The organism is Roseibium album (assembly GCF_965233825.1).
GTDB classification, from domain to species: Bacteria; Pseudomonadota; Alphaproteobacteria; order Rhizobiales; family Stappiaceae; genus Roseibium; species Roseibium album.
The window spans coordinates 4,216,870-4,237,555 of the sequence record NZ_OZ247583.1 but is presented as its reverse complement, the minus strand read 5'-3'; the positions used below and the strand labels follow the sequence as shown (position 1 = coordinate 4,237,555).

At 54.9% G+C, this 20,686-nt stretch carries 18 protein-coding genes; 6 read left to right on the top strand and 12 right to left on the bottom strand.

Going from position 1 to position 20,686, the window contains the following annotated elements; all coding sequences use genetic code 11:
* Positions 1-118 precede the first annotated feature (118 nt).
* The 8 genes from ACO6TI_RS19345 to ACO6TI_RS19310 all read right to left on the bottom strand — a co-directional run bounded on the left by ACO6TI_RS19345 (position 119) and on the right by ACO6TI_RS19310 (position 8,353).
* Positions 119-604, bottom strand: coding sequence for an NUDIX hydrolase (locus ACO6TI_RS19345; protein ID WP_055118933.1), 486 nt, complete (start codon positions 602-604; stop codon positions 119-121).
* Between the two features lie 97 nt (positions 605-701).
* A complete protein-coding gene (locus ACO6TI_RS19340) occupies positions 702-1,607 on the bottom strand; it encodes a nitrilase-related carbon-nitrogen hydrolase (RefSeq protein WP_422383125.1) in 906 nt (301 codons plus the stop codon).
* An 83-nt stretch (positions 1,608-1,690) separates the two neighbouring features.
* Positions 1,691-1,882, bottom strand: coding sequence for a hypothetical protein (locus tag ACO6TI_RS19335; protein WP_104704281.1), 192 nt, complete (start codon positions 1,880-1,882; stop codon positions 1,691-1,693).
* 85 nt (positions 1,883-1,967) lie between these two features.
* Entirely contained in the window at positions 1,968-3,785 is a 1,818-nt protein-coding gene (gene recJ, locus ACO6TI_RS19330) for a single-stranded-DNA-specific exonuclease RecJ (protein ID WP_196892554.1), read from the bottom strand.
* A 24-nt stretch (positions 3,786-3,809) separates the two neighbouring features.
* On the bottom strand, positions 3,810-4,805 hold the full coding sequence (glpX, locus tag ACO6TI_RS19325) for a class II fructose-bisphosphatase (RefSeq protein ID WP_196914581.1): 996 nt from the start codon (positions 4,803-4,805) through the stop codon (positions 3,810-3,812).
* Between the two features lie 52 nt (positions 4,806-4,857).
* Entirely contained in the window at positions 4,858-6,180 is a 1,323-nt protein-coding gene (locus ACO6TI_RS19320) for a homoserine dehydrogenase (protein ID WP_055118220.1), read from the bottom strand.
* A gap of 22 nt (positions 6,181-6,202) precedes the next feature.
* Positions 6,203-7,420 (bottom strand): LL-diaminopimelate aminotransferase, encoded by a 1,218-nt coding sequence (locus tag ACO6TI_RS19315; RefSeq protein ID WP_422383124.1) that lies wholly within the window; start codon positions 7,418-7,420, stop codon positions 6,203-6,205.
* Between the two features lie 522 nt (positions 7,421-7,942).
* Positions 7,943-8,353, bottom strand: a complete 411-nt coding sequence (locus tag ACO6TI_RS19310; protein WP_144436182.1) for a hypothetical protein — start codon at positions 8,351-8,353, stop codon at positions 7,943-7,945.
* Positions 8,354-8,542: 189 nt separating this feature from the next.
* Here ACO6TI_RS19310 and ACO6TI_RS19305 point away from each other — a divergent pair, with 189 nt between their 5' ends.
* A complete protein-coding gene (locus ACO6TI_RS19305; protein WP_422383123.1) occupies positions 8,543-10,348 on the top strand; it encodes a PHA/PHB synthase family protein in 1,806 nt (601 codons plus the stop codon).
* 72 nt (positions 10,349-10,420) lie between these two features.
* On the top strand, positions 10,421-10,966 hold the full coding sequence (locus ACO6TI_RS19300; protein ID WP_104704276.1) for a hypothetical protein: 546 nt from the start codon (positions 10,421-10,423) through the stop codon (positions 10,964-10,966).
* Positions 10,967-10,995: 29 nt separating this feature from the next.
* On the opposite strand, the gene ACO6TI_RS19295 is transcribed toward ACO6TI_RS19300, so the two are convergent.
* On the bottom strand, positions 10,996-13,317 hold the full coding sequence (locus tag ACO6TI_RS19295; protein WP_104704275.1) for an EAL domain-containing protein: 2,322 nt from the start codon (positions 13,315-13,317) through the stop codon (positions 10,996-10,998).
* A gap of 409 nt (positions 13,318-13,726) precedes the next feature.
* On the opposite strand from ACO6TI_RS19295, the gene ACO6TI_RS19290 reads away from it, so the two are divergent.
* Positions 13,727-14,212: a DUF6653 family protein gene (locus ACO6TI_RS19290; protein WP_196899356.1), complete on the top strand. Its 486-nt coding sequence runs from the start codon at positions 13,727-13,729 to the stop codon at positions 14,210-14,212.
* A gap of 19 nt (positions 14,213-14,231) precedes the next feature.
* Here the strand turns inward: ACO6TI_RS19290 and speB are convergent, their stop codons facing one another.
* Entirely contained in the window at positions 14,232-15,197 is a 966-nt protein-coding gene (speB, locus tag ACO6TI_RS19285; protein WP_196899354.1) for an agmatinase, read from the bottom strand.
* Positions 15,198-15,481: 284 nt separating this feature from the next.
* Here speB and guaD point away from each other — a divergent pair, with 284 nt between their 5' ends.
* Entirely contained in the window at positions 15,482-16,801 is a 1,320-nt protein-coding gene (gene guaD, locus ACO6TI_RS19280) for a guanine deaminase (RefSeq protein ID WP_422383122.1), read from the top strand.
* A 16-nt stretch (positions 16,802-16,817) separates the two neighbouring features.
* On the opposite strand, the gene ACO6TI_RS19275 is transcribed toward guaD, so the two are convergent.
* Complete coding sequence (locus ACO6TI_RS19275; protein ID WP_348317566.1) at positions 16,818-18,041, bottom strand: MFS transporter; 1,224 nt, start codon at positions 18,039-18,041, stop codon at positions 16,818-16,820.
* Positions 18,042-18,109: 68 nt separating this feature from the next.
* Here ACO6TI_RS19275 and ACO6TI_RS19270 point away from each other — a divergent pair, with 68 nt between their 5' ends.
* Both ACO6TI_RS19270 and ACO6TI_RS19265 read left to right on the top strand, forming a co-directional pair.
* Complete coding sequence (locus tag ACO6TI_RS19270; RefSeq protein ID WP_422383121.1) at positions 18,110-18,556, top strand: helix-turn-helix domain-containing protein; 447 nt, start codon at positions 18,110-18,112, stop codon at positions 18,554-18,556.
* Between the two features lie 104 nt (positions 18,557-18,660).
* Entirely contained in the window at positions 18,661-19,233 is a 573-nt protein-coding gene (locus ACO6TI_RS19265) for a hypothetical protein (RefSeq protein ID WP_422383120.1), read from the top strand.
* Here ACO6TI_RS19265 and ACO6TI_RS19260 read toward each other — a convergent pair.
* The gene (locus ACO6TI_RS19260) at positions 19,203-20,600 is read right to left on the bottom strand and encodes an MATE family efflux transporter (RefSeq protein ID WP_422383119.1); all 1,398 of its coding nucleotides are present in this window, start codon (positions 20,598-20,600) and stop codon (positions 19,203-19,205) included. The two genes, ACO6TI_RS19265 and ACO6TI_RS19260, sit on opposite strands and share 31 nt — an antisense overlap.
* Positions 20,601-20,686: the final 86 nt, after the last annotated feature.

Here is a 20,686-nt window from a genome sequence, read left to right as displayed (position 1 = left end):
ATTCCAGGACAGGGAAAACGGGTGTTGAAGAGCCGTTTTCTGCACTTGGTGCACAGACTTCGCCGTATAAAAAACAACGACACGCACGCTACGCTTTGAAAGAATTATTCCGGGAAAGCTAACCGATTTCAGCTCTGTGACGCCGAAGGAAGCGCTTCAAACCGGTTTCGTCGGCCATTTCAATGGCTTCTGATACTGGAGCCCAGACGCACTTTCGCTGTCCGACCTCAGGAAACTTGTTGAGTTGTTTTTCGAATTGAAGTTTGAAAACCAGGACCTTGGTTCTGATCTTCAGCCCGCTTGCCAATCCCTTGAAAGCGCGAAAACTGCCCATTGCGCGCGGGTCCGACCTTCCCACGACGCCTGCTTCCTCGTACGCTTCAATAACAGCGGTCTCGTAGGCTTTCTTGTTTTTTTCCGGCCACCCCTTGGGCAAGATCATGCGTCCTGTGTCCCGCGTGGAAACGAGAAGAACCTCGGTTTCCACCTCTCCTGGCCGAACACACAGAGCCGCGATCTGCAAACGGGCCGGCTTGACAAACAAACCGCTAAGACCCTGCAGCCACGAAACATCATGTGCCATGATTGACCTGGCGAGACTCATTTCCACACCTTTCATCGAGTGGCGCGTGTATAAAGATTTTTGATTTGTCCGTCCAGTCAAAAGTGCACAAAGTGCACTATATTGTTAACGGGCAGGCTCATGATATTCGCTCGTTTTCAACGCATATTGAAACATGACCGGCGCTCCAAGCCCCTGGCCATACTTCAGCTTTTCCATTTTTGAGGCGTCGCAGCTTTTGAATTGGAACATTCACATTCAACAAAATGTCATCGCCCAAATTTCCATTAGACGGCTTAATTTCCGCACCTATTCCGTCAAACCTGAATTCCTCTTCGCAAGGCAGGTACAGCGCGGCTCCCGAAACATTCGATTCGTTTTGTGTTGTTCCCTTGGCAGCGCCGATAACGCCGCATACCGCAACAGCGCACATGTGTTCGATCGCTCGCGCCTTGGCGCATCCATAGACCCGGTGATAGCCGGACAGTTTTTCCGTCATGGAAGGAACCAGCAACAAATCCAGTTCCTGTTTGGCCAGCAGGCTGCTGAGTGCCGGCATCTCGACATCGAGGCAAATCAGAATTGCCATCTTGAGCCCGTCAAGCTGAAAGACGGTAAGACTGTTTCCCGGTGTCAGCATCCAGGTGTCAGCGCTTTGCTCGAATGGTGTCAGGCAAAGCTTGTCCTGACGGATTTCCCTGCCATCCGCCGTAAACAGAATTGCGGTGTTGGTTATGCCGGCCGCCGACTTGACCGGCATCGTTCCAGCAAGGAGCGAGATTCCGTAATCAGTCGCCAATGGCGCAATGCGGGAGATTAGCTCAAGGCCGGTATCTGCAAGAAAAGCCATTTCCTGGTCAGGCCGCAATCCCTGCGGCTTGAAAGCCAGACAACACTCAACAAGGTATTCTGGGAGCATCAGGAGCTTTGCTCCGGAACTCTTGGCCCTTGCCATGCCCGCACCAATTTCATCTGCAAGCGCGTCAACAGATGCCGGCGCCTTGCCGAGATTAAACGACCAGAGCGCAATGGGATAATCTGTCATAATGCCGACGGCCTTCATCAACTGGTACGACAGACATAGGAGCGCATGTCACACAATTTCAAGTGTGATAATGCGAACCTCGATCAATCGAGAAAAAGCCCCGCAAAGGCAGCTAGGACAACAAGAAGCCCTGTACCAACGGCAGAACCGTTCGGCTCCTTTGGCAAGGCCTTGAGTTTCGCGGAACGGCGAATTTGCCGTATGCCCTGCAACGCGTTGTCGGTTCGCTTGTCGATTTCCGCAAAATACGGCGAAAGCTCATTCTGAGCGTGCATGCCATTTCCCCACGATTCCTTCGTAGGGAAAAAGCTAGTTCAGGACCCTTAGATTTTGGTTAATGACCTGTTGACCGGATTTCGATCACAAGCGGCTCTTTTGAGGATCAGCAACGTCCAATATGCGCAGTTGGACTTTAGGTGTCCCCTGCCAGGTGTCGATTGAAAGGGTGCCTGTGACGTGAAGGTTCCTTCCCCGGCCCTCGAGCAGCATTTTTCCGTGCGGCTTGTCCTCGGCCTTGAAGCAGATTGCCTTCAGTGTGGTCCCATCTCCCGCTGCAACAGACGCACGAACGTGCCCCTTGCCGACAACATCCGCGAACGCGACGCGATGGGAAGGAAATGCAAAAACCGGTTCTGAATGCCCGGCTCCGTATGGACCCGCTTTTTCAAGAAGTTCAAGAAGATCCAACGTCGCGCCAGTTGCCGTCAGAGCCGCGTCAACCTTGATTTCCCTTTTTGCCGTAGCAGCTTCAACATCAGATTTAAGAGTTTCGTTGAAGAATATTTCCAACGCTTCGGCTTTGTCCCTTTGCACAGTGAGGCCGGCTGCCATTGCATGGCCACCTCCCTTTTCAAGCAAACCGTTGTCAACAGCTTGCCGGACTACTTTGCCGAGATCAACTCCCGGAACAGACCGTCCGGAGCCAGTTCCTTTCCCTGTCGCGTCATAGGCAATCGCAAAGGCCGGACGTCGGTGTGCATCCTTAAGCCGGGAGGCGATCAAGCCGACAATTCCAGGGTGCCAATCTTCTGACCCTGTCAGCAAAACGGCCGGATCCCGGTCATCAATGGCTGCGACAGCCTCCGCACCGGCCTGTTCAAGCATCAAAGCTTCCATCGCCTGACGCTCGCTGTTCAGCTGATCCAGCCTTTCAGCGATCGCACGGGCTTCATGCGGATCTTCCGTGGTAAGCAGCCTTGCACCAAGAGCTGCGTCGCCGATCCGGCCGCCGGCATTGATCCGGGGACCGACTACGAAACCAAGGTGATAGGGAGCCGGTTTGCCATTCACCCGAGCAACATCGGCAAGAGCGGTCAGTCCGTAGTTTCGCCGCTGGTGCATTACGGCAAGACCGCGTGTCACAAAGGCCCGGTTCAATCCCTGAAGCGGAACCACGTCACAAACGGTTCCAAGAGCAACAAGATCCAGTAATGCCATCAAGTCAGGCTGCGACCGATTTTCAAACGCTCCGCGCCGACGCAACTCCCGGTTCAGGCCCACCAAGAACAAGAACGTGACGCCGACCGCCGCCAGATGCCCCTGGCCGGAAAGATCGTCCTGCCGGTTCGGGTTGACGAGTGCATCAACTTCGGGAAGCGTTTCCCCGACCTGGTGATGGTCAATGACGACCACATCAAGACCAAGCTTGCGCGCCGTTTCGAAGGCGTCGAAGGACGTACTACCGCAATCGAGCGTCACCAGCAGTTCCGCACCGTTTTGATGGAGATGTTCAATTGCAGGCCCGTTGGGGCCATATCCTTCGATAATCCGATCTGGAATGTGAATTATCGGTTCAAGTCCAAGCCATTGGATGTATTTGGCAAAAATCGCCGAGGATGTTGCGCCATCGACGTCATAGTCGCCGAATATCGCAATCTTCCGGCCGGCCTGCAGTGCGTCGGCAATCCTGGCGACCGCGTCGTCCATGTCCTGAAGCCTGGAAGGGTCCGGCATCAGGGACTTGAGCGAGGGGGTCAGAAAGTCCCGTGCATCGTCCTGCTGGACACCGCGCGCTGCAAGGACCCGTGCCAGAACGTCCGGTAGCCCGTGAAGCTGGGCGATAGCCATGGCGGTTCTGGCCTCAGCAGCGCTCAGTCTCTCCCGCCAGGCATTGTCGTTTGCGGAACGGGCGACCCCGAGTACGAGCCGCCTGTCATCCTCACCATTGTTTCCGAGCATGCATTACCCGCTCTTGATCGGACCTCAATCCAGGTGGAACTTTTCCAGATCCGTACTCTGGGCCTTGATGTAGCGGACAGTTCCCGTGGACGACCGCATGACAACCGTGTGGGTGGTGATGTGTTCCCGCCCAAAGCGGACACCCTGCAGGAAGTTCCCGTCGGTCACCCCGGTTGCCGCAAACAGAACGTCCGGGCCAGCCATTTCCTCAAGCGTATATTTCTTCTTGATGTCTTCGATGCCCATCCGGTGCGCGCGCTCGACCTGTTCTTCGCGCGTAATGACGAGCCGGGTTTGCATCTGACCGCCAATGCATCGCAAGGCCGCAGCCGCAAGAACACCTTCCGGCGCTCCGCCTATACCTGCATAGATGTCGATGCCTGTCTCGTCCGGATCGGTCGTGTGAATGACACCGGCGACATCGCCATCGCCGATCAGACGAATTGCAGCGCCCGTCGCACGGATATCTTCAATGAGGCGGGCGTGGCGCGGGCGATCGAGCACACATGCGGTCACTTCATGGACGTTGACGCCCTTTTCCTTTGCAACGGCCGCAATATTGTCGGCGACCGGCGCATCGATATCGATCAGGTTGTCGGGGTAGCCCGGACCGATTGCAATCTTGTCCATGTAACTGTCCGGCGCATTCAAAAGGTCACCGGCAGGAGCAAGCGCAATAACCGCCAGCGAGTTAGGCAAGTTCTTGGCGCAAATGGTCGTGCCTTCCAGCGGGTCAAGCGCAATATCCACCTTGGGACCTTGCTTCGTCCCGACATTTTCGCCGATATAAAGCATGGGAGCCTCGTCGCGCTCACCTTCTCCGATCACGACCGTGCCGTCGATCGGAAGACGATTAAGCTCCCGGCGCATTGCGTCCACTGCCGCCTGGTCAGCTGCCATCTCGTCACCATGACCGCGCAGACGAGCTGCCGAAACAGCCGCTCTCTCACTGACGCGCGCCAGTTCAAGGGTCAGAATACGGTCCAGTCCGCTTGACGGCTGATTTTCAGAATTGGACATCAAAATCTCCAGTTTCTCCTCCCGGAACGAAACCCGGGCAGGCACATATACGTCAATTCAGTTTTTCAATTCGGATCATCTGGGGCTCTTCAGCGACAACCCCTTTGGACATGATCACATCCAGGGCTTCCTTGATGGCGACCTCGGTCGTTTCATACGTGATCAAGATGACCGGTTGTGGTTGATCCGTGTCATGTTTTGCCTGGACTTCTTCCAATGCCTGGCGCTTTTGAACGATCGATTCCAGAGAAATTCCGGCGTCGCCCATGCAACGTGCTATTTCAGCAAACGCGCCAGGACGGTCGAACACAGACAGACGGATATAGTACCCGCCCTCATGGAGGCGCATGCGCGCGCGCTCATAGGGCTTCAAATCCGCTGCAGGCATTCCAAGGACAAGGGTTTTGTCGCCCCGCGCAATATCACCAATGTCGGCCACTACGGATGAAGCCGTTGCGTTGCCCCCTGCTCCCGGTCCGACCAGCACGATTTCGCCGACAAAGTCACCGTCAACCGCCACTGCGTTCAATACGCCGTCAATACGGGCTATCGCAGAGGATTTGGGTACCATCGTCGGGTGAACGCGTTGTTCAATTCCGGTTTCGGTGCGCTGCGCGACGCCGAGCAGTTTGATCCGGAAACCCAGTTCGTCGGCGGCCTGAATATCGGCTGTCGCGATCGAGGTGATGCCTTCCATGTAAATATTGTCGCTTGAGATCCGGGTTCCAAATGCAAGACTGGTCAGGATCGCGAGCTTGTGAGCGGTATCATTGCCCTCAATGTCGAAAGTCGGATCGGCTTCCGCGTAGCCCAGGCGCTGTGCATCGGCAAGACAGTCCTCGAAGCTGATGCCGTCGGCCTCCATCCTCGTCAGGATGTAGTTGCACGTACCGTTCAAAATACCGTAGACGCGACTGACGTCGTTGCCCGTCATGGATTCGCGCAAGGTCTTGACGATCGGAATGCCGCCGGCAACTGCAGCTTCATAGTTGAGGCAGGCATTATTCTCTTCAGCGACTTCCGCGAGATCGACACCATGACGCGCGAGCAGCGCCTTGTTGGCCGTCACGACATGAACGCCTCGTGCAAGTGCGGCTCTGACACTGTCCTCTGCCGCCCCTGTATCCCCGCCAATCAACTCGACAAAAATGTCGATATCAGCCTGTTTCGCCATCTCAACCGGATCTGAAAACCAGTCAAAAATCGAGACATCGATCCCACGGTCCTTGGTTCGGCTACGTGCGCTGACAGCTGTTACTGTCACAGCGCGACCGGTCTTACGCGCAATTTGCGTTCCGTGTTTTTCCAGGAGTTGCACCACGGACGTGCCTACCGTGCCAAGGCCAGCTACGCCAACTTTCAATGCTTCAGCCATTGAGAATTTTGTCCAGTTCTATTCAGCCTGATGTCTCGAGCGGGATGACGTTGTGCAGCTTTTGATCTGCAGTTTCAAGGAAACGGCGAATATTTCTGGCTGCCTGCCTGAGGCGCTGTTCGTTTTCCACCAGTCCGATACGCACATAGTCATCGCCATGTTCGCCAAATCCTATGCCCGGTGCGACTGCAACGTCGGCACGCTCGAGCAGCAATTTGGAATATTCAAGGCTCCCCAGAGGTCGGAACTTTTCCGGTATCGGAGCCCAGCAGAACATGCTTGCCTCAGGAGCAGGAACATCCCATCCCGCGCGGCTGAAACTGTCGACAACAACATCACGGCGTTTTCTGTAGACATCACGGGTTTCGACAATGCAGTCTTCCGGCCCGTTCAATGCTGCGGTTGCCGCAACCTGAATGGGGGTGAATGCTCCATAGTCGAGATACGACTTCACACGTGCCAGTGCGGAAACCAGCCGTTCATTTCCCACCGCAAACCCCATTCGCCAACCGGGCATGGAAAAGGTTTTCGAGAGCGACGTGAACTCGACCGTTACATCCATGGCGCCGGGCACCTGAAGCACGGAGGGAGGCGGCGTCTGTCCGAAATAGACCTCTGAATAGGCGAGATCGGAGAGAATGAAGATGTTGTGCTTGCGCGCGAACGCGACCACGTCCCTGTAAAACTCGAGATCGGCACAATAGGCCGTTGGGTTTGCCGGATAACACAGTATGATTGCGATCGGCTTGGGCACGGAGTGTATGACCGCCCGCTCAAGCGCATCGAAGAATGCCGGTCCGGGTTCGGCAGGAACGTTGCGGATGGACGCGCCAGCCATCAAAAAACCGAAAGTGTGGATCGGGTAGCTCGGGTTCGGGCTCAGGATCACGTCTCCCGGCGCCGAAATCGCCTGAGCCATGTTTGCAAAACCTTCCTTGGACCCGAGCGTCGCAATGACCTGCGTGTCCGGATCAAGCTTTACACCGAAACGGCGGTCGTAGTAGGCGGCCTGCGCCTTGCGCAGTCCCTGAATGCCCTTTGAAGCTGAATACCGATGTGTCCTGGGGTCCTGAACGACTTCGGTCAGCTTGTCGACGATGTGTTTCGGTGTGGGCAGATCAGGATTGCCCATTCCCAGATCAATGATGTCCGCCCCTGCCGCGCGCGCCTTGGCCTTCAAGCGATTGACTTGCTCGAAGACATACGGCGGAAGCCGTTTGATCTTATGGAATTCCTCCATGACGCGGATCCTTGCGAGTTGACGAAGCTGCGGCACCAGCACAAATGACAGTGCGCTTGGCGGGGCTCTTTTAGCAGCCTCGAACCGATTGCGCATCTGTCTTTGCGAAACTAGACACCTAATTTTGGAGTGTTTGTTAAAATGGAATTCCGGGACCTTTTCAATCCGCCTGACCTAAAACGATTAGACTGACTGCAGAGTGCCAAAACTGCCAAAGTTCATGATCCGATTGCTGACTGAGAACGGCCAAGCAGCTTTCCTCTTCAATGGAAAAAGTCTCTTGCCGCTGCGCAGCTCGCCGGATTTTTCGCGTCTTGCGAGATACCAAGTGACAACCTGGGCACTGCTCTGGCGGCACGCATTGCCGAGATTGGCGGATGCATGCCCTTGCCGGTCTGATCTCGCCGGATCCAAGAGTTGGCGCGGTTAAAGGAAGACTTAGCTGAGAGCTACAAAACGGGCGAGAAGACGAACGCCGTCATATTGCACTTGCCGGGAGTTTCGATGTCTGCCGATCCGGCTTCACTGAGGCGTTGTGAGAGACTCCAGATAGGTTGCGGTCTCTTCCCGGTCCTCCGGATTGATGAGACCGCTGGACACACCCGCATTCACCGGAGGGCCATAACCCTTCGGCTTGGGAACGTTTCCGTTCAACTGGCTCTTGTCTGCCTTCAGGGCAACGATTAGTGGTGTGCCAGGCCCGACACTGCATGCAGACAGTGCGAGGGACAACACAATGAAAACCGGGACCTTGCTTCCCCTGAACATGTTGACTGCCGAACTCTCTGTATCGAGGCGCGGTGCGCGACCTCTGCTTCTTATGCAAAATGCTATCAGATCACGTGCGATCATGCTTCTGTCGTGGCCGGTTATCCAGCATTTTGAGACCACACACGCCACCAGATCAGATCTCAGTGTCCTTCCCCATGTCATGAATCGCTTCCAGCCAGAGTGCGATCCATACGCCTCAATACCAATCGACGGCACCAATTCCATGTGTCATAAATAAGTTCATGATGAAAATACCGGCGAAGAATTAACGAGATAACGTTACTTGGGTCGCCACGGCTCTCTGACCTTCCCCTGGCCGGCGGGCAAAAATTACCGGAGGGACTCCCGTCCATGTCTGACGATCGACCGCATCCGATGTTGCAGTACATCATCAACAACCCGGAAGCGTTTGCCCAAAACCTGGCAAAAACACTTGAACAGGCCGGCAAGGCAATGGCGGCCTATATCGAGCCGCGTGAACAGGGGAAAATCAAAACCGATTCGACAGATGAACTGACAGGTGTCGTGAAGACGCTTGCTCAAGTGAGCGAATACTGGGTTTCAGACCCCCAGAGAGCCATCGAGGCACAATCCCGGCTCTGGGGCGGATATATCGAACTGTGGAATTCGTCGCTCAAGCGGATGATGGGTGAACCCTCCGAGCCTGCCGTTGCAACACCGCCAAGGGACAAACGTTTCGCAGACCCGGACTGGGAGAACAATCAATTCTTCGACTTCGTGAAACAGCTTTACCTGATCACCAGCAAGTGGGCCGAGGACATGGTCCACGAAGCTCAGGGACTGGATGAACACACGCGCCACAAGGCCGAATTCTACGTCACCCAGATCGCCAACGCGATCTCACCGTCGAATTTCGTTCTGACAAATCCCGAGTTGCTGAGACTCACGATGGAAAGCAACGGGGAAAACCTGGTCAAGGGAATGCAGCATCTTGTCGAAGATCTGAAGTCGGGACAGGGCGAACTCAAGATCCGGCAAACGGACCCGTCGAAATTCAAGCTCGGCGACAATCTCGGAAATACACCGGGCAAGGTGATCGCGCAGAACGACGTTTGCCAGGTTATTCAATATACGCCGACGACAACAGAGGTTCTGAAACGCCCTCTCCTCATCGTGCCGCCCTGGATCAACAAGTTCTATATCCTTGACCTCAACCCAGACAAATCATTCATCAAGTGGGCTGTCGATCAAGGACATACTGTGTTCGTCATTTCCTGGGTCAATCCTGATGAAGGTCAGGCCCAGAAAAGTTTCGAGCACTACATGAAGGAAGGCATACTCAACACGCTCGATGTCATCAAACGCGCCACCCGGCAGGAAGAAGTCAATACGATCGGATATTGTGTCGGCGGCACACTGCTTGCGGTCACTCTGGCCTATATGGCAAAAACCGGTGACGAGCGCATCAAGACAGCAACCTTCTTTACAACTCAGGTCGACTTCACCTTTGCAGGCGATCTGAAGGTTTTCGTGGATGAAGAGCAGATTTCGATGCTCGAAAAGCGGATGGCGGAACATGGCTATCTGGACGGATCGAAAATGTCGTCTGCATTCAACATGCTGCGCTCAAACGATCTGATCTGGTCGTATGTTGTCAATAACTATCTGAAGGGAAAGGAACCCTTTCCCTTCGATCTGCTTTACTGGAATTCGGATTCCACGCGCATGCCCGCTGCAAACCATTCCTTTTATCTGCGCAATTGTTATCTGGACAACAAACTGTCCAAGGGAGAGATGGAAGTCGCCGGCGAAACGCTCGACCTCTCCAACGTGACGATACCGATCTTCAACCTGGCCACGCGCGAGGATCATATCGCGCCGCCAAAATCGGTCTTTCTCGGGTCGGGCTGTTTCGGTGGGCCGGTGAATTATGTACTTGCAGGTTCCGGCCATATCGCCGGCGTCGTCAATCCTCCAGCCAAAAACAAGTACCAGTACTGGACCGGCGGAGACCCCAAGGGCTTGCTCGAAAACTGGCTCAAGAATGCGGAAGAGCACCCCGGGTCGTGGTGGCCTTATTGGGACGAATGGATCCGCTCGGTCGACCCGACCACGGCCAAAGCGCGCAAACCCGGTGCAAACCGCGTGAAAATACTGGAAGATGCGCCCGGCTCTTACGTCATGAAGAAAGTGTAGTCACAAAAACTGCCTATTTCAGGTTTTAATCTGAATTGCATCAATGGGTGTTTTGATGCGAGGCAAATTATTGTGCTGAAAGTGTTTTGTCGATATGTGCGCGAAACAGGGTACTTTGTTTTCGCGATGCTGGTTATGATGAGCCAGTCAGCATTGGCTTGCCAGAACTACCGGGCGGTCAATCTCGCCGACGCCTTGAGTTCTGGCGGGGTATTTATCGGTGAAATCATTGCTGAGTCCAGTAATCAAGACGGCGAAAACAGTTCTATCGAACACAGGCTGCACGTTGACATCAAGGAGATATTCCACAGTCACTCACCTTTGCCGGAGAGCATTGTTCTGCACTACCACGGCAGAGAAAAACGCGAAGCACTACGACGCAATGTGAGATACGTGTATGTCGTTTGGTTACTTGACTTTGAACATCCGGCAGGCACCGGAAACACGACCAATGTTCTAATGACAGCCATGTGCGGCGGACATGTTCCCTACATTTTCGATGAGGAAAGTGATGCGGGTCGCGCAATCAAACAGATATTCGCCGATGACGGTTTTGATCGTGAAACCAAGGCCAAAATTCTCTCGAGATTTGTCGGTCTTTACGGCCAGGGTTTTTGACCAGCCTGAAAGAAATCGCGGTTCTTCCGCTAGCCAAACTGCGCGCTGATCGGTGCAAGGGACATGCCCAGTAGCTTCCCGAGCTTTTCAGCCGACATCGGTCTTCCGAAGTGGAACCCCTGTACAGTCTCGCATTTGCAACTGGCCAGGAATGCCTGTTGCTTTGCAGTCTCAACCCCCTCCGCAACAACGTTCAAACCGAGTTCCCGTCCCAATGAAATGATGGCACGAGCGATGCTGCGGTCGTTTTCGTCGGTCTCCAGGTCCCGGATGAAGCTCTGGTCGATCTTCAGGCGGGTCAATGGAAAGCTTTTCAGCGCAATCAGACTTGAAAATCCGGTGCCGAAATCGTCAATCGCAAGTTTCAAACCGATCTTTCGAAAATCGTCCATAAGCCGAACCGCCTGGTCGGCATTCTGCATAAGCAGGCTTTCCGTGACTTCCAACTCCAGATAGTTGGCAGCCAGACCGGTCCTTCCAAGTGTTTCACGAACATCCGTAATCAAGCCCACATCACGAAACTGACGGGCGGAGACATTTACGCCAATGGTAATCGGAACCAACCCTTCCCTCTGCCATTCCCTGTTCTGGCGGCAGGCTTCAAACAGCACCCAGCGCCCGAGTGGAACGATCAGGCCACTGTCTTCCGCCAGTGGTATGAACTGCTCCGGCATCAATTCACCAAGAACCGGATGTTGCCAGCGGGCAAGTGCTTCAGCGCCGACAATCCTGCCGGTAAAGAGATCGTATTGTGGTTGATACTTAAGGTGGAATTCCCCCTTCGCGATGCCACTGCGCATGTCTTCCAGCAGTGTCAGTCGATTGACCGACGTTCCCGGTCTTGTATTTTCAAAGACCTTGTAACCGTCCCGTCCCTGTGACTTGGCCTCGAACATCGCCTTGTCGGCGTTCTTGAGGAGTTGCTCGGCATTTTCCGCGTCGAGCGGATGACAAGCCGCACCAATGCTGCAAGTGACATGGAAGGAAAGATCGCCGATTCTGATTGTTTTGGTGATCTCGTTCTTCAACCGTGCCATCAAGTCAATGAGCGCGGGCTTGTCGGCGTCCTCGCCCTCGACAATCAACACGAACTCATCACCACCAAAACGGATAGACTGGTGCCTTCGGTCGTGGACCGAAAGGATCCGTTCAGCGACGATCGTCAATACCCGGTCGCCGATTGCGTGACCAAAGCTGTCATTGACAAATTTGAAGTTGTCGAGATCGACGAAAAGTACGGCCACCGGATCACCGGTTTTTCTGCTACACTCGATTTTTTCCGCGAGCTTCGCCTTGAAGTCATGCCTGTTGGGCAGACCCGTCAACACGTCGTGGCTTGCGAGAAACCGTATTTCCTTTTCCGCCCGCTCTCTTTCAACTGCAATCGACGCCAAACGCGCGGCTTCCACGGCAAGCTTTTTTTCGTGTTCCGTCGGGCTCCGGACCTCGTTGGAATACAGTCCGAAGGTGCCCAGGACCTGCGTGTCTTTTCCAAAAAACGGCACCGACCAGCAAGACCGCATTTCAAACCGACTAACGGCCTCCCGAAAATCTTCCCACAATTCGTCTTCGTGAATGTTTTCAACAAAAACGCTCTCTCGTCTGTAAACAGCCGTGCCGCAGGACCCGACCTTTGGCCCGACCGGAAGGCCGTCACACAGGTCCACATACTCACTGGGCAGGTTTGGAGCCACAGCGGCCTGAAGGTTTTTGCCGTTTTGGGTGACCAGCATGACCGACCCGACAACCCCATCCATCTGGCTTTCGATTGTCAGAACAAGCGTTTCGAGTACATCCTGAAGAGGCTTTGCATTCGCAATTTCCTGCAAAACCTTGTTTTGCCCCTGCTGAAGCAAATCGGACTTCTTGCGCTCTGTGATGTCACGAGAGATACCGACGATACCAACAACCTCATTCTGATCGTTCAAGACCGGAAACTTCGAGGAAGACAGCCAGCGACGTTTGCCGTTTGCAAGGATCAGCTTTTCTTCATAGTCAATGCTCGCCTCTTTCGAGGCCATGATCGCCACCTCGGCAGCGGCGAACTTGCTTCCGGTATCCGGCAGGTGGAGCTCAATGTCGGTCTTGCCGATGACTTGCGTAGGTTCGTGAAATCCCAGATCAAAGGCAACCTGGTGGTTGGCCGCGACAAACCGGTGGCGCCGATCCTTCACATAAACATAGTCCGAGACATGATTTACGAGCGTCTGCACCCAATCGCCGCTCAAGTGCAATTGATCATCCTTGCTCAGATGATCGAGTTGATTGATGCGTTCCAGTTCCTCGGCAAGAGTTTTCCCGCTCGTCAACAAACCAGCTTGCGCTGCCGTGAGGCTGTTCTCCTGGGCCATGCCGTCGCCGAATTGCCTTTATGATTTATGCCTATAAAAACGCCATCATATGTATTCACCAACTAATAAACAATAAACGAAAAGAAAATTTTGAAAATACACAATCTACTTACGTAGAGAATACTAAACATAACCACTGGTTGTATTTTTAGTTTCCGCGGTTGAAGTTACCGACTCCATCGCCGCCCTCCACACGACCGTGCAAGGGAAACCCATGTCAGCTGACTACCAGTTGATGAGCATGCGATTGCCAAGCGTCGGGGTCTGGGAGTAAGGTGGCAGCTCGTTCGTAAGCGCAGCGTTAACCATGCAGACCAATCAACGTCATCAGTTTTCACGCCCCCGGCCAACCGGGTTCAGCGCTCATCGTCCGAATTCCGGCTTGTCCAATCTGAGTTCAGGCGGGAGAATGCCAGCGGGCGCACTATCCACATACACAAAGATCATTGCACCCGCGCTTCTTACGGCAACCTTGTGGTCGCATGTCTCCCTGGGAATGATGACAGCAATTGTGGCAACGTCGCTTGCAATAGTCTGCCTGATACTGCTGCAGCGCATCCCCGCCAAACGAAACGGCAAATGCGGTTGGGCAAAATCGGTCGGGCTTGGCGAACGGATTTGGCTGAACAGACTTTCAGTCCCCATCCCCTCCCAACTGGGCGCACGCATCACAACGCTGTACATAGTTTTCTGGCTTGGCTCGCTGATTGCACTACTTGGTGGAGCGACAGCCTCGCCCGTTCTTGCGGCGACAGGCCTTGCTGTCGCCTATTGCACCCAGTTCGTATGCTTTCACAAGCTGATCCAGCTATTCCGGCAAATGAAGGAAAAAGCGCCTCTGTACAGGTTCTGGCTGGCTACTCCGGGCAACGACAATGCCAGAGCAAAGCCTTAGATACTCCGGACAACCTTTTTCATTGCCCTTTGTGTATCCGTTTCTCTGCGAGAAGACCTATGTAGGTCAAGGCAACACTCGCACCTGCAATCGAGGTGATATCGGCGTGATCGTATGCAGGCGCAACCTCGACCACGTCCCCGCCGACAAAGTCAAGTTTGCCTAGTCCACGCAGGATGGAAAGCGCTTCTCGCGATGACAAGCCGCCGGACACCGGCGTACCGGTGCCGGGAGCAAAGGCCGGGTCGAGACAATCGATGTCAAAGGTCATGTAGGCTGGTCCGGAACCGACACGCTCGACGACACGATTGATTACGCCCTTGATGCCGAGCTCATCCATTTCCTCACCGAATATCATGTCCAGACCACAAGTTTCGGGAGCGTGCGTGCGAATACCGATCTGAATCGACCTGGCGGGATCAATCAGCCCTTCCCTCACGGCCCTTCCCGTAAAGGTCCCGTGGTCGATCCGGTCGCCCTCATCGGGCCAGGTGTCCTGGTGCGCATCGAACTGGACCAGGGCCAGAGGACCGTGCGTGGCAACGTGGGCCTTCAAAAGCGGATAGGTGACAAAATGGTCCCCGCCGATTGAAAACAGATGCGTGTCAGTCGCGAGGATTTCCGCTGCCTGCGCTTCAATATGACCTGGAATATCCGCATTGCGACCGTAGTCAAAGACGCAGTCGCCATAGTCAACGCAGGCAAGCTCTTCAAAAGGATCCATATGAAAAGGATATTGCGGGTCACCGTCAAAGATCGCCGATGCACGGCGCACACCCTGAGGACCGAACCGGGCTCCGGGCCGGTTGGAAACGGAAGCGTCGAACGGAATACCCCATACAGCCAGGTCGACACCCTGCAGATCGCGGCTGTACCGGCGTCGCATGAAAGAAAGCGCCCCGGCATAAGTCGACTCGTGCGACCCGCCCTTCAAGGACTGACCAAGAAAGGCATTATCCGTCGGGCGGGGTAATTCAGCAGACATTCTGACATCCTGATATCGGGTGGCCGGCAATTCCAACAAACAGTTCCCTGCCCTTCGTTGTTCTAACCGGCAGTTGCTCCTCCACGGTCTTAACAGAAGGCATCTGTGGCTGCCAATCGAAACAGTCGAAGTCCCTGGCGGGCCTTGTCGAACCTGCTCTCACTCAGGCTGGCACATGCTTTTTCAACAGGTCTGTAGCTAACCATTGTTCGTTGCCGCCCGCAGGATTAAAACTTGTCTAACTTGTTTCCAAATCCCACAAGACCGATCAAGGATCTCAGCCTGTGGCAAACCAGAAACCCATAATCCTGCGCGGCAGAACGCTGACCTTCCACGCGGCGCCGAACGGACCTGAAGACATAACCGCCTTTTCATACGAGGAAGATGGCGCATTGCTGCTTTCGGACGGCAAGATCAAAGTGCGTGGACCATTTGCGGAAGTTCAATCAGGCGCACCGGACGGGACGGAAATCGTTGATCATCGCCCTCATCTTCTCCTGCCCGGGTTCATAGATACGCATATCCACTTTCCGCAGGCTCAAGTGATTGCATCGTGGGCTGATCAACTGCTGGACTGGCTGAACGACTACACCTTTCCGGCCGAATTACGCTTCGCCGACAAGGCTCACGCTGACCGGATCGCAAACGGTTTTTACGATGCACTCATCGCACATGGCACAACCACCGCTGTTGCCTATTGTTCCAGCCATCCGAATTCCGTCGATGCCTATTTCGAAGAGGCAGAACGCCGCGGCATGATGATGCTCGGCGGCAAGACGATGATGAACCGGAACGCGCCTGAAGCGCTTTGCGATACGGCACAAGGTTCTTACGATGACAGCAAGGCACTACTTGCAAAGTGGCACGAAAGGGGCCGCGCGCGATATGTGATCACGCCACGCTTTGCCATTACGTCAACACCTGAACAGCTTGATGCCGCCGGAAGCCTACTGAGAGAAAATCCGGACTGCCATCTTCAAACGCATATCAACGAGAACCACAACGAAATCGCTTTTACCCGAGAACTCTATCCGGATGCTGCCCACTATCTGGGCGTTTACGAGAGTTTTGATCTCCTTGGGCCCAAGACCCTGCTCGGCCATTGTATTCACATGACCGGGCATGAGCTTCAGGTCATGCGTGAAACGGGTGCTGTCGCCGTCTTCTGTCCGACATCCAACCTCTTCCTCGGCAGCGGGCTTTTCGACAAATCAGGCATTGAAAGCGCGGGCATCAGAACCGCGATCGCAACGGATGTCGGAGGGGGTACCAACTATTCGATGCTGCGCACTTTGGACGAAGGCTACAAGATCCTGCAACTTCAGCGCCAACGCATGCATCCGCTGACGAGTTTCTACTGGGCAACACTTGGAAATGCCAGGGCCTTGTCGCTGGTGGACAGAATCGGCACGCTAGACGCCGGTTCTGATGCCGACGTTGTGGTTCTAAACGCCGGCGCGACACAACCGATGGCACTCAGGATGGAAACCGTCGAGACCCTGTCGGAGGAATTGTTTCTGCTGCAGACGCTCGGTGACGACCGGACCGTCGTTGAAACCTATGTCGCGGGAAACAGACAGAAGTCAGTTCGTCTGAAACCCTGATTCGACGGTCATCCGATCAGATTGCCCCGGATTTCTTTTCCAGACGCAGAAACGCCGGTAACAACGACAATACGGCGAGCAACATCAGGACAAGCGCGACACCGAAAAAGACCACGCTGAAACCTTCAATTTGCAGGAATGGTGTCATGACAATCGGCGAAATGACCTGGCCAAGAAACATGCCGGTGGTCACGAACCCCGAGACAGTTCCCCGTCGCTCCGGTGGTGCCACCTTAAGAGCGAGAAGCAGAAACCCCGGTTGGACGAACGCATAGCCCGCACCGATCAATGCAGCACCAGCCAAGATAAAGACCCACGTGGCCTCCACGGCGAGCGCAACAAATCCGCCTCCCATCACCAGATATCCAACCGACAAGGTCAATGCCAGTCCCAGTCGACTGCAAACCCTTTTGAATATCAGCGCGACACACCCGCCAACCAGGGTCAATGTACCCAATGCGACGGCCGTTGCAGATGCACTCTCAAAACCACTCCGGTCCAGGTAGAACGGCAACTGGCTCGGCATCAGGAAGAAAAGTGAAACCGTCGTCATTGCCAGTGCGGCAACCATGAGGGCCTGTATCACCCACCTCTGATTGGGCGTGACTTCCGTGGAGCTCGCGGGCACTCCTTCAACCCCTTCGCCCGCATGTTTTTCGCGATGACCAATGGACACGAGCAACGGCAGGAGAAGTATTGGAATCGCGTAGATCAGGAATGGCAGACGCGGAGACAGGCCTGCCAGATATCCGGCGAACCCAATGAAAATGAACCCACTGAAATTGACGGTCGCAGTCTGCCATCCCAGGAATGAGCTGCGGCGCTCGCCGGTGAAGAGATCACCGACAAGCGAGACCTGCGCGGTCATCGTCATTGCGACAGCGACACCCAGCAAAAGCCGGCTCACAAGAATTGAGTTCAGGTCCGGCAGGTAAGCCCCTGCGCTTCCGGCAATTGCAAAAAGCGTGACACCGGCAATCAGCAACGGCCCGCGCCCATGGCGATCTGCAATCAATCCCGCGATGGGAGCAACAAGTACGACCGTCAGTGAGGGCGCAGACACCAGGAACCTGACCAGATAGTCCGCGCCAGGGACATCGGCAAAACTTGCTTCCAGCGCGGGCAGCGCCGGGCTGATCGTCGCATTCGCCATGATCTTGAAGGTGGCAGTCATCAGGAGCGCAACCGCCACCGCATCCATCCAGAGCGGACGTTGCTTGAATAACCTATCGTCTGACACGGGAATTTCCTTGCCTTTGAGAAAATGTCCCGCCACTCTACAAATTCAAGTCGACTTGAGGTCAAGGCATGAAGTTACTGGATATTTCGGAAGTTTCTCAACAGAGCGGGATCGCTGCATCCGCGCTCCGGCATTATGAGGAAAAGGGCCTCATCACTTCCCTCGGGCGCCGTGGCCTGAAACGGCTGTTCGGCCCGGAAGTTCTGGACCAGCTGTCGCTGATCACACTTGGGAAAACTGCAGGGTTTTCACTTGATGAGATCAAGGCAATGTTCGGCCCGGACGGTCGCCCGAAAATCTCCCGTGATAAACTGGAAAAAAAGGCCGATGATCTCGACCGGCAGATCGAGCGACTTGCCGGCCTCAGGGACATGATCCGTCACGTAGCGGATTGCTCTGCGCCCTCGCACATGGAGTGCCCGAAATTTCGCAAGTTGCTGCGAGTAGGAGGCAAGCGAAAACCTGTAGGTGCGAAGAAAAGAAATAACATTGGCCAGCTTTATATCCCAGATTGAACTGCTTAAGTTTTTGCAACGGCCGCCACGCGGCATTGAATGCGAATTTCTTCTATCAATTCTCGAATAATGTTCATTCGGGTGGTTCATTCAAAGATTTTGAAATGTCGATCATAAACTGGCTGTTTCGCCGACAAAAAACTCCAAAAGTCTACCTTGGAGACGTTCAGATGCATCTGGACTGGAACATCGTCAGTTCCTTTTGTGAATTGATCGGAACAACGGTCGGCCGGCAACCAAGCCAGGAAGAATTGAAACAATATTTCTCTGCTGCACTGGGTCTTGCAGCCTATGTGCCGAACGATCAGGAAATGTCAGGAGGTCATCTTTTTCATTTCGCGATCACCGACCTTCGACACGGTTATTTCGGGCCATTTGGAGAAAGCGACTATTGGGTACCAATTGTTATTCGTCCTTCCATTACCGTGAAGGGATTCCTGATCGACATTGATACCGGACGCATAATGGCCACGCGCACACACACTCAAAAAACACCCTGGAAGAGGTACAAGAACCCTGTCTTTCTCGCCTGGAGTTTCTTTCCGGGAACAACCGACCCGGACGCAGCTCAGCCCATGGGTGACATGGCTGCGATCAAAATCCTGAAAAAACTCAAGGCGCTTGCAAAGAAGCAGGCAAGGGTCGACTACCTTCTTGAAAAGAACAGGGTTACCTGACGGGCCTGACGCTGGAAGAGGCTCGGGCCTTTGGGTTCTTCGTGGTGGATTTCGACATCCTTCATCACTCTGCGCACCAGCAGCAGGGCGAGCACGCCGAAGACGACGCCACCGGCGGCTTGCCCGATCAGAACGCCGGGCGCACCAAGATAGGCCCCGCCAAGCCAGACGAAAGGGATGGTGCCAAGTGTATGGCGACCCCAGTTTATCCAGGTCGAATAGAAGGGACGGCCAAGATTGTTGAAAAAGGCATTCGAAACAAAAAGCACGCCGTTGAAGAAGAATGCCAGGGCCAGTGGACCGCAAAAAAGATAGATCAGCGTGAGTGCCATGCCTTCGGCCTCGAACAACCGGGCAATCGGCTCCCGCAGGAGGAAGAGAACAAGTGCTGCCAGTCCGACAACAAGCGCTGTAAACAGCAAGGCTTCGCGCAAGGAGCCGCGAACCCTGTCAAAGCGGCCTGCGCCGTAATTCTGTCCAACGATCGGACCGATGGCACCCGAGAGCGCAAAAATCGTCGCGAAGGCAAGCGGTGACATGCGGGCGACTACCGCCATGCCGGCAACTGCATCTTCGCCAAATTCCGCCATCGACCGCGTCACCCAGGCCTGGCCTACCGGCGTTGCCAACTGTGTGAGGATCGCAGGAAACGCGATCGCGGAAATCGGCGGCAAATCCTTGAAGATCTGCAATGGCCTCGGCAGGCTGAGGCCACCGTGAAAGCGGAAGACCGGCGCCAGGGCAAAAGCTGCGATCGCCAGTCTTGACGCGGCACTCGCCAGTGCAGCCCCGGTCAACTCCAGATCAAGTCCGAAGATCAGGATCGGATCAAGCACCGCATTCACAAGACCACCCATGATTGTCGACATCATCGCAAGTCTAGCGTCCCCGTGCGCCCGCAGGATGGCCCCTCCGGCCATGCCCAGCAGAAGCACGGGAAGGGTCGGAACGATGATGGCGAGGTAGTGAACGGCCAGCCCGTGGGTCACACCCCTGGCTCCGATCAGGTCGACAAGCGCATCCAGTGACAGCCAGACGGCCAGTGCAAAGATGGCCGCAAACAGAAATCCGACCGTCAACGCGGTCGATGCCCGCTGGCGGGCTCTTTCCTTGTCCCCGGCCCCGAGTGCCTGTGCCACAAGAGCGCCGGCGGCAATGGCCACGCCAATGTTGAAGGATGTCGTGAAGAACAGGATCGCCCCGGCATATCCGATCGCTGCGGCCAGTTCATCCTTGCCGAGCATCGATATGAAAATCATGTCGACGAAATCGACGGCAAAGATCGCCATCAGACCGACTGATGACGTCAGCGACATCACCGTCACATGACGAAACAGACTACCTTCGATAAATCTTGCCTGGGACATGAAACCTGAACGACTGGGGCGCGCTGGAATGACTGGGGGCGGAATGCGTGCGATGTTTTGACCGGACCAGCTCTAGCCGAAAACTC